The following is a 9,379-nucleotide window of genomic DNA, read 5'->3' as shown; positions in this document are numbered from 1 at the left end:
TGCCAATTCCTTATTTTTTAGGTTTTGTTTTTTCTTCATGAATAATACAGGTTAATGGAGCAGAAACACCACCTCAAGGAGAATTTCCTGGAGTTTGGGGGGTTGGAATTAACTTCAAAGGAGCCAACCTCGAAGGAGCCATCTATTTAACGATAGAACAAGTTAAAGAAGCAAAAAATTGGGAAAATGCTGACTTCGATCAGGGGATGAAAAAGAAGTTAGGATTAGACGAACTTTATCCTTAAAGACTGATATCTTATACCAGTATTAGAAAAGCTTAAATTAGTCAGCAGTCAGCGTTCAGCATTCGTTTAATATTACTCACAGTATATGATAGGGATTAATATGTTTCAGCTAATGGCTGATAGCTGAACCCTTACAAACTAGCCAGTTTTATCGAAGGTGCAAGATGTGCGCATAACACCTGCCTCCTGATAGCGGTTTTCAGTTGAGTGTATCAAAATCTCGGTTTAGTGAGGGTGGGGAGTGTACTTCGACTTCGCTCAGTAACAGGGAAGTGTGGGAAGTGTGGGAAGTGTGGGGACTATTTTTCTCTGAATTTGTAATCTATTCATAAGAAAATTGCTATGATTGCTGAAAGCCGAAAGCTGAAAGCCGAAAGCTGCCTCCTAAAAATTAAATGTTTAAATTTTTTATGTTGTCAAACGGATAACATAACTAAAATGTAATATATAGACAGAAATGAAGTAAGGCGGTTTGCCCTGTGGTTTCTTCAATAGCAAAAATAACTCCATCCTTAGCAGAAACACCCCAACGCTGTACAGGGGCTTATGCCCTTATAGATAGCCTAGTACGTCACGGTGTTAAACATATTTTTGGTTATCCAGGGGGAGCTATTCTCCCCATCTACGACGAATTATACCGCGCTGAAGCACGAGGAGAGATTCAACATTTTTTAGTACGTCACGAACAAGGTGCATCCCACGCCGCCGATGGTTACGCGCGGGCTACCGGTCAAGTGGGGGTCTGTTTCGGCACCTCTGGACCCGGGGCAACCAATCTGGTGACGGGTATCGCTACAGCACACCTCGATTCTATCCCTATGGTAGTGGTAACCGGACAAGTGGGACGGGCTGCGATCGGTAGCGATGCTTTCCAAGAAACGGATATTTTTGGCATCACTTTACCTATCGTCAAACATTCCTACGTGGTACGGTACGCCCAAGATATGGCTAGGATTGTGGCGGAAGCTTTCCATATCGCCAGTACCGGAAGGCCTGGCCCCGTTTTGATCGATATCCCCAAAGATGTTGGACTAGAAGAATGCGACTACATCCCCATCGAACCTGGCCAAGTTAAATTACCAGGGTATCGCCCCACGGTTAAAGGCAACCCCCGTCAGATAAATGCGGCTTTGTCCTTGATGGAAAATTCGGAACGTCCTTTACTCTATGTTGGCGGTGGGGCGATCGCAGCTAATGCTCATAAACAAGTTCAAGAATTAGCGGAACGTTTCCAAATTCCTGTTACCACTACTTTAATGGGTCTTGGTTCTTTTGACGAACATCATCCCTTATCCGTTGGAATGTTGGGAATGCACGGCACTGCTTACGCCAATTTTTCTGTGAGTGAGTGCGATCTCTTAATTGCGGTGGGATCGAGGTTTGACGATCGCGTGACGGGAAAACTAGATGAGTTTGCCTCTCGAGCGCGGGTGATACATATCGACATCGATCCGGCAGAAGTGGGTAAAAATAGAATGCCAGACGTTCCTATTGTTGGGGATGTGACCCAGGTATTAGAACAATTGTTGCAACGAGCAAAGGAAATCGATGCCCCTCGCAATGCAGGTAAAACCCAAACTTGGTTAAACCGGATCAACCGTTGGCGCGAACAATATCCCCTAGTTGCTCCCCATTATGACCATAGTATCTCCCCCCAAGAGGTGATCGTGGAAGTTGCTCGTCAAGCACCCCAAGCGTATTACACTACGGATGTGGGACAACATCAAATGTGGGCGGCTCAATTTTTGAAGAATGGGCCTCGTCGTTGGATTTCTAGCGCAGGTTTGGGAACAATGGGTTACGGAATGCCGGCTGCTATGGGTGCAAAGGTAGCTTTACCAGATGAAGAGGTAATCTGTATCAGCGGTGATGCTAGTTTCCAAATGAATCTTCAGGAGTTGGCCACGTTAGCACAGTACAACATTGCTGCCAAAACGGTTATTATTAACAACGGTTGGCAGGGAATGGTCAGACAATGGCAACAAGCATTTTTTGGTGAGCGTTATTCCTCCTCTAATATGCAGCCAGGAATGCCCGATTTTGAATTGTTAGCCAAAGCCTTCGGTGTCAAGGGAATCACTGTTACAGAGCATTCTCAACTGGCTGATGCGATCGCCGAAATGTTAGCCCACGATGGTCCCGTATTGATGGATGTTCATGTGAAACGGGATGAAAATTGTTATCCTATGGTTGCCCCTGGTAAGAGTAACGCCCAAATGTTAGGACTTCCTCAATTAAAGTCCAAAGGTTCCATGAAAGAGTTTATCTGTTGTAGTTCTTGTGGCATGGATAACCCCGTAACTAACAAGTTTTGTCCCGAATGTGGAGCTAAAATTTAACTTGTGATGATAAAGAAGTACGGGAAAATATAGGGTTTTTATGGCTTCTAAATTCTCAATTTTCCTCCTTCTTCTTTTATAGCTTTTATCCGACTCATGAGGTAAACCTAACTCCTGCCTCCTGCCCCCTGCCTCCTGCCTCAAAGTGATAACCTCTGTACCTCACAAGTATGAGAAATGCTATATTTTCTTATTCTTTCATGACTTGAGCGATCGCTTTAGCCCATACTTTGTAACCTTCGGCGGTTAAATGAACACCATCATTAGTATAAATAGATTTTAGTTGGTTAAATTCATCAAGAAAGTTAGCATAAATGTCCATATATTCATAATTAAATTCCTTGGCTAATGCTTCTAATTTTTGATTAAATTCTCTAATATCTTGATTGTCTATTTTTATGGGATAATCTCGTTTATTAATGGGTAAAAGACTTTGAATATAAATTTGAGTTTCGGGAGTTTTATTTTCTAATGTGGTGAGAATCTCTTTATAGGTAAAAATAATCTCATCAATAGTTCTATTTTCATTCCATAAATCGTTAACACCAATCATAATAAATATTGTTTGCGGTTGAGCATCTATAATTTCATCAATACGGTTGAAAACCCCTATAGTTGTGTCCCTAATAATTCCCCTATTTTTAATGTTAGTCTTGTTTAAAAGCTCTGTCCAATTCCCTAGATCCGTTAAACTATCTCCAACTAAAAAAATATCCTGTTTAGAACCAGGGTTTTGAGCAAATTGTTTGATTTTATCTTGATAGTATGCAGTTTGATAATTTGTATCTTTAGGTGAGAACATAGGGGTTATTTTAGAGATTTGCTCAACAATCAAGGAAACACTGGCCATTTTAAAACTAAAAATTAACCCAAGTCCCACACAAACTATAATTAAAACCCAAAATGTAGTTAATCCAGTTTGTTTTTTTGCCATATTATTATTTTACAATCAAAATACACAGCAATAATTATTATCAAGTTTATTTAATAGTTAAGCTATAATCTTCATCATCGCTCAAAAAAGCCCAATCAATTTCTTTTTCAGATTTTAAAGCCTTTCTTATTTCTGTTAGATTAGCTTCAATTTTAACTCTTTTAAATTCGTCGGGTAGTTCTTCAGGTTTTACTTTTAAACAGATACTAGGTTGTTTCTTTCTCATGGATAATTTACAAGTAACTCCCTCAATTTTTGTTTTATTGACTCGTTGCATTTCTCTAATTAAATATTCTCGTAACTTATCCCCCTGCTTTTCACTCATACTGGCTAAAATTCTTAAACGTTTTGCCTCAGCTTTCCGTGCTTCTGTTATCGCTTCTAAATATTTAATATAATGGGCCACTTTTTCTGCCTTTTCATCAAAATTTGTATCAGCAGTTAGCCACTCAGAAAATAATTGATTAATTTTAACTTCTTTTTCTTCTTCGCTTAATTTTTCTGATTCCTGCAGTTGATTAATTAAGTTTTCTAGTTCAATAATTTCCTCAGAAATATTCCAAAGGGTATGATTTGATTGTTTCATTTATTAGTACCTTTATATGATATTTTTGTATATTAGTTTAAATGATTTTAACTATCTTTGCCTCCCTGTTTACCAAATAAAAAACCAATCACTCCAGTTGCTAAAGATGTTAAGGTAGTTCTCGCCCAACTTTTTTCATCATTATCAGCTTTAGGATTAGTTAAAATTGAATAACTAGCAATACCAATAAATAAAATCAAAACTCCTCCTACAATATATATAACTGATGTTTAAGTTAACCCCTTCCAACGCTTTACTTGTGCATCTGTTTCTTTTATTTTGCTGTCAACTGCTGCATCTTCATTGTCTCTTTCTATAATGCTAGTTGCTAATTTTTCGGCTAAAGTATTTTCTGAGTTCAAAACTTTATCTAAATTTTCAGGGTTAGACAAATCAACAAATTTAGGTTTTTGAGGTTCATTCTGCACTGGTTGAAAATCCTGTAATTTCAGTCACAATTTTTCCATCTTTAATAATAGCAAGATTAGCACCTTGTTCTTCTGAACTAATAGCTACATTGATTAATGCTAGTGCTTTACGTAAGACCTCTTTTTTAGTTTGATTAGTTGTAGCGGCTAAATGTTCCAGTAGTTTATTTTCCTGATCAGATAGTGCCGGCAAACTATCATTTATAACCTTATCAAGTTCTTTAAGTCTTTCGCGTTCTTGATTTACTATTTTTTGTAATTGTTCAGATGTATATTCCATATTGCCTCAAAATAAAGTATTTCATTATCTAATTTTATTTTATCGCAATTTTATCCTCAATGTAAGAAATAAAATAGCTATTCACAAACCAATCAGATAAGAATATGTATGAAAATGTTTATTAAATGTTTTATTTTAAACTTTATAAATGAAGTTAAAAGGATTATCGAAAAATGAGATAATCCCTATATTGCTTATCCTTTGAGGGTTTCAAAAATAGTGAATTTAAACCTTTTGTGAATAAACTTGAGAAAATAATCCCACTAAAAAATACTCAAACGTAATTTACGATACAAAATCAACTATAAAAAAATAAATCTATTTAGTGATGTCAAAATACAGATTTTCTTAACATTTACCCTTGATTTGTTAAAAATTTTCTTTTAACTTATAAGCTGTATTTCACAAAATTGTTAACACGATTGACTATGACTCAAACTTTTTTAGAACCGAGAGACAATCCTCTCCCATCACCCACAGAAGGAAACAGTATAGAAGACAACACTATTGCATTTCATACCAATCAGATAGCAGACTATCTGGAAAACATAGTTAGCAACTTTCAGGAACAAAAAGAGTTTTCTTTGGACTGTTTAAAAATTGAAGAGAATTTACAATTTTTGATTAAAACATCGGATCAATCAATGACCAAAAAAGAGCATCTGCACTATGATGCAATAATTAATGCCGCATTTGGGGCAAAAATGATTCTGTCTGAAATATTTTTTGGAAGTTCATCAGGAAATAACACAAAAATAAATAGTAAACTTTTGATGATTCAAAATAATGGTCAGAAACTGAAGCTGTTAGCCGGTTTGGTAGGAAATTAATCGCTTCCGTAACTAGGTTTAAATGTTACTCTAATCGTCCTTAAGTCGAACCTAGCGGAAATATAAAGTATTTTGAGTTAGTCTCTCAACCCTAATTAGTTTGAGAGACTTTCTTATTGAACCGAGTTACTAGTCAATGATTATTAATAATATGTTAAATTAATATAGAGATTTTATCCGTTTAATTATTAATTTTAACAATCCATCCATCATGACCCTATTAGAAACTATCAAAAACGACTATCAAACCTTTCCCGATAATCAAACCTATTCAGTCTATGCAGATAATGTATATTTTAAAGACCCAATGAATGAGTTTACAGGAGTTAAACGCTATCAAGAAATGATCCAATTTATGTCAACTTGGTTTAAAAATATTGACTTAGAATTACACAACATCCATCAAAATGACAACATGATTCACACCGAATGGACTCTACACTGGACTACACCTTTACCCTGGAAACCCCCCATTTCTATCCCAGGACGTAGCGAACTGACTTTTAATGACCAAAACTTGGTTATTTCCCATGTTGACTACTGGAACTGTTCTCGTTGGGATGTTCTTAAACAACATTTTGTCCTAAATCCTTCATAATAAAGATAAGTAATGTAAATTTTTCTGAAAAAATCATGCGTGTAATCCTCATGACTGGTAAAGGGGGAGTTGGTAAAACTTCCGTCGCTGCGGCCACTGGCCTCAGATGTGCTGAGTTAGGGTACAAAACTCTTGTCTTAAGTACCGATCCGGCCCATTCCTTAGCAGATAGTTTTGACTTAGAACTGGGACACGAACCCCGTTCTATAAGTCCTAACCTCTGGGGGGCCGAACTAGATGCGTTAATGGAACTAGAAGGAAACTGGGGTGCCGTTAAACGCTATATTACCCAGGTATTGCAAGCAAGGGGACTTGACGGGGTACAAGCGGAAGAACTAGCTATTTTGCCAGGGATGGATGAGATTTTTGGCTTAGTTCGCATGAAACGCCACCACGACGAAGGGGAATACGATGTTTTGATTATCGACTCGGCCCCCACAGGAACTGCACTAAGACTGTTGAGCATTCCTGAAGTGGGAGGCTGGTATATGAGAAGATTTTATAAACCGTTACAAGGGATGTCTGTGGCCTTGCGTCCCTTGGTGGAACCATTATTCAGACCGATCGCAGGATTTTCTTTACCTGATAAGGAGGTAATGGACGCACCTTACGAATTTTACGAGCAAATTGAAGAATTAGAGAAAGTTTTGACCAATAATAAACAAACCTCTGTTCGTTTGGTAACAAACCCCGAAAAAATGGTCATCAAAGAATCTTTGCGGGCCCATGCGTATCTCAGTCTATATAATGTTTCCACAGACTTAGTGATTGCTAACCGTATTATTCCTCAAACAGTTAACGATCCATTTTTTGAAAAATGGAAAAATAATCAACAAGTTTATAAACAAGAAATTCACGAAAATTTCCATCCTTTACCTGTTAAAGAAGTCCCGTTATTTTCTGAGGAAATGTGTGGGATGCAAGCATTAGAGAGATTAAAAGAAACTCTTTATAAAGACGAAGATCCCTCCCAAGTTTATCATGAAGAAGATACAATTAGAGTTGTACAAAATGGGCCAGACTATAGCTTAGAATTGTATCTACCAGGAATTCCTAAAGAGAAAGTTCAACTCAATAAAACAGGGGATGAATTGAATATTAGAATCGGTAATCATCGCCGTAATCTGGTTTTACCTCAAGCTTTAGCTGCCTTGAAACCTTCTGGTGCAAAAATGGAAGAAGATTTCTTGAAAATTCGCTTTAGTAGTGGAGTTGCGACCAAAGCATAGATACTCAGAGAAATCAGTAGAGGCTTAATTTTAATAAGTCTCTACTGAGGCAGAAAATATATACAAATTTATAAAAATATGGGTTTGAGATTATAATTTTTTCAACGATAAAATTAAAGGATTAAACTTCTGTTTATAGTCATTTCTGTACAAATCTTATTATTTGGTTTTATCAAAAGACTCAACTCTTAAGCTATTCTGCATTTAAAACACTGATTAGGAATTTTAGTACAAACCCTCAAAGCTTCTCTCCTCGCGCATTATCTTGGTCCCTGCTCTCTTGCAACCCCACATAGCAATTTAAATGGTTAATAGCTTAACACCCAACTCAGGTTTGCATAGTGTTAAAAATTAATATGTAGACTTGACATGGCAAGGTAAGTCATGTTAAACAAAACAGCAAGTGGGAATGGGTTAAGGAGTTTTTGAGCATGAGTCAGGTATCGCCATCAGGTGGCACAGGTTTACTAACTAAACCTCGGCAACGAGAGAAGAAGTTGTCTCTTCGTCGTCAATTCCTAGGTCCCTTATTTTCACTGCATAGACGTTTGGGAACCATAGTGATTGCTTTGCCTATCATTTGGTATGCCGTATCTGGTACTTTAGTAGCGATCGCACGGGACTTTGAGCTAGATACAGCTTACCGTATATTCCAACAGTGACACAGTTTCCAAACTGTCAATGAACTGACCTATCAATTAATCAATAGTTTGATTGCTTTATCGGTGTTTATCCTGTTTTTGAGTGGAATTATCATTTGGTGGTGGACTCAAACCAAAAAAGCCAAAAACCCGAGAAAAAATCTGTTAATGCGACACTATCATTCCACCTTATCTCCTATCCTTGGCACGATGGCTGCTGTTTTTGCCCTAAGTGGTTGGACAAACGTTTGGTTATCTCACTATTCCAATGAGTCCTTGTATCAACTGAGTCGTGCTATCCATAATGGTAGTTGGTTAAACTATGTTTGGCTTCATTGTTCCTATAATGTCTTTGGTGGACTCGGTTTAGCCCTTGTGGTCATCACTGGGATACTTTCTTCGAGACGACAAAAAAAGTCGTAAATGAAAAAAAATTTTTAAATTAGTTATTTACAAGACAATCTTGTGCTACCATAAATAGTTGTCGGTGAAAACAGCTAACTTAGCTAAACACCAGACGGGGGCGTGGCGGAATGGTAGACGCTACGGACTTAAGTAAAATTGAGCCTTGCTAGAGAAATCTTGCAAGTGTAAGCTCTCAAACTCAGGGAAACCTAACTCTATATTAATAGATAAGGCAATCCTGAGCCAAGCTAAACCCAATGTGGTTTAGAAGGTGCAGAGACTCGACGGGAGCTACCCTAACAGGTTTAGGCTGAGGGTAAAGGGAGAGTCCAATTCTCAAAGCTCAGATGATGCAGCAGCGAAAGTTGCAAGAGAATGAAAATCCGTTGACCGCAAGGTCGTGAGAGTTCAAGTCTCTCCGCCCCCATTATATACCGAACTTTAGGTTATTAGCTGTCTGTGTTCAGCTTTACTTACAGCAGTTTTCGACCTACTGTGGTATGAGAAGCTAAGGCTTGAGGCAGGAGGCAGAAGGCAGGTGGCAGGTGTTAAATGTGAAATATACCTTAATAACTACGCCTTATGGCATCAAAGGTTAGAACACTGACGGTAAACTTAACTCGACTTCTAATAACCGTAAAAACAGTGATCAACGCCTTATGGCATCAAAGATTAGAACACACTTATAGTAACTGTAATTGACTTCTTCTTTTTTAATTAGCGAAGAGTGATCAACGCCTTACTGCATCAAAGGTTAGAACACTATCTAGCACTGCAAGAAAGGGTGGAGGAAATGATTATGTGATCAACTTGACGGGGTGACAAGAATTGGAAAAAACGTATCAAACCAAGGTTTCAGAATCT

Annotated in this window: 11 protein-coding genes; 6 read left to right on the top strand and 5 right to left on the bottom strand. The window is 37.7% G+C overall.

The features are described from left to right. Positions 1-724 precede the first annotated feature (724 nt). Positions 725-2,584 carry a biosynthetic-type acetolactate synthase large subunit gene (ilvB, locus tag P9B04_RS08980; protein WP_342054645.1) on the top strand — a complete coding sequence of 620 codons (1,860 nt, stop codon included), beginning with the start codon at positions 725-727 and terminating at the stop codon, positions 2,582-2,584. Positions 2,585-2,774: 190 nt separating this feature from the next. Here the strand turns inward: ilvB and P9B04_RS08975 are convergent, their stop codons facing one another. Genes P9B04_RS08975 through P9B04_RS08955 form a run of 5 tightly spaced genes read right to left on the bottom strand, consistent with a single transcriptional unit; the run spans position 2,775 to position 4,812 of the window. Beyond that, the gene (locus tag P9B04_RS08975; RefSeq protein WP_342054644.1) at positions 2,775-3,518 is read right to left on the bottom strand and encodes a GDSL-type esterase/lipase family protein; all 744 of its coding nucleotides are present in this window, start codon (positions 3,516-3,518) and stop codon (positions 2,775-2,777) included. A 46-nt stretch (positions 3,519-3,564) separates the two neighbouring features. Beyond that, positions 3,565-4,104: a siphovirus Gp157 family protein gene (locus P9B04_RS08970; RefSeq protein ID WP_342054643.1), complete on the bottom strand. Its 540-nt coding sequence runs from the start codon at positions 4,102-4,104 to the stop codon at positions 3,565-3,567. A 47-nt stretch (positions 4,105-4,151) separates the two neighbouring features. Next, the gene (locus tag P9B04_RS08965) at positions 4,152-4,304 is read right to left on the bottom strand and encodes a hypothetical protein (RefSeq protein ID WP_342054642.1); all 153 of its coding nucleotides are present in this window, start codon (positions 4,302-4,304) and stop codon (positions 4,152-4,154) included. Between the two features lie 30 nt (positions 4,305-4,334). After that, positions 4,335-4,532 carry a hypothetical protein gene (locus P9B04_RS08960; RefSeq protein WP_342054641.1) on the bottom strand — a complete coding sequence of 66 codons (198 nt, stop codon included), beginning with the start codon at positions 4,530-4,532 and terminating at the stop codon, positions 4,335-4,337. Further along, a complete protein-coding gene (locus tag P9B04_RS08955; RefSeq protein ID WP_342054640.1) occupies positions 4,522-4,812 on the bottom strand; it encodes a hypothetical protein in 291 nt (96 codons plus the stop codon). Before P9B04_RS08955 ends, P9B04_RS08960 begins: the two co-directional genes overlap by 11 nt. Positions 4,813-5,240: 428 nt before the next feature. Here P9B04_RS08955 and P9B04_RS08950 point away from each other — a divergent pair, with 428 nt between their 5' ends. The 5 genes from P9B04_RS08950 to P9B04_RS08930 all read left to right on the top strand — a co-directional run bounded on the left by P9B04_RS08950 (position 5,241) and on the right by P9B04_RS08930 (position 8,533). Continuing rightward, complete coding sequence (locus tag P9B04_RS08950; RefSeq protein WP_342054639.1) at positions 5,241-5,642, top strand: hypothetical protein; 402 nt, start codon at positions 5,241-5,243, stop codon at positions 5,640-5,642. A 211-nt stretch (positions 5,643-5,853) separates the two neighbouring features. After that, positions 5,854-6,240, top strand: coding sequence for a DUF2358 domain-containing protein (locus P9B04_RS08945; protein ID WP_342054638.1), 387 nt, complete (start codon positions 5,854-5,856; stop codon positions 6,238-6,240). Between the two features lie 35 nt (positions 6,241-6,275). Further along, positions 6,276-7,469 (top strand): TRC40/GET3/ArsA family transport-energizing ATPase, encoded by a 1,194-nt coding sequence (locus P9B04_RS08940; RefSeq protein ID WP_342054637.1) that lies wholly within the window; start codon positions 6,276-6,278, stop codon positions 7,467-7,469. Positions 7,470-7,900: 431 nt separating this feature from the next. Next, entirely contained in the window at positions 7,901-8,131 is a 231-nt protein-coding gene (locus P9B04_RS08935; RefSeq protein WP_342054636.1) for a hypothetical protein, read from the top strand. 78 nt (positions 8,132-8,209) lie between these two features. Then, positions 8,210-8,533, top strand: coding sequence for a hypothetical protein (locus tag P9B04_RS08930; protein ID WP_342054635.1), 324 nt, complete (start codon positions 8,210-8,212; stop codon positions 8,531-8,533). Positions 8,534-9,379 lie beyond the last annotated feature (846 nt).

The sequence above is a fragment of the Crocosphaera sp. Alani8 genome (assembly GCF_038442745.1).
Taxonomy (GTDB): Bacteria; Cyanobacteriota; Cyanobacteriia; order Cyanobacteriales; family Microcystaceae; genus Crocosphaera.
Note: the sequence above shows the minus strand (reverse complement) of the source record. Positions and strands in the feature narration are given on the sequence as shown.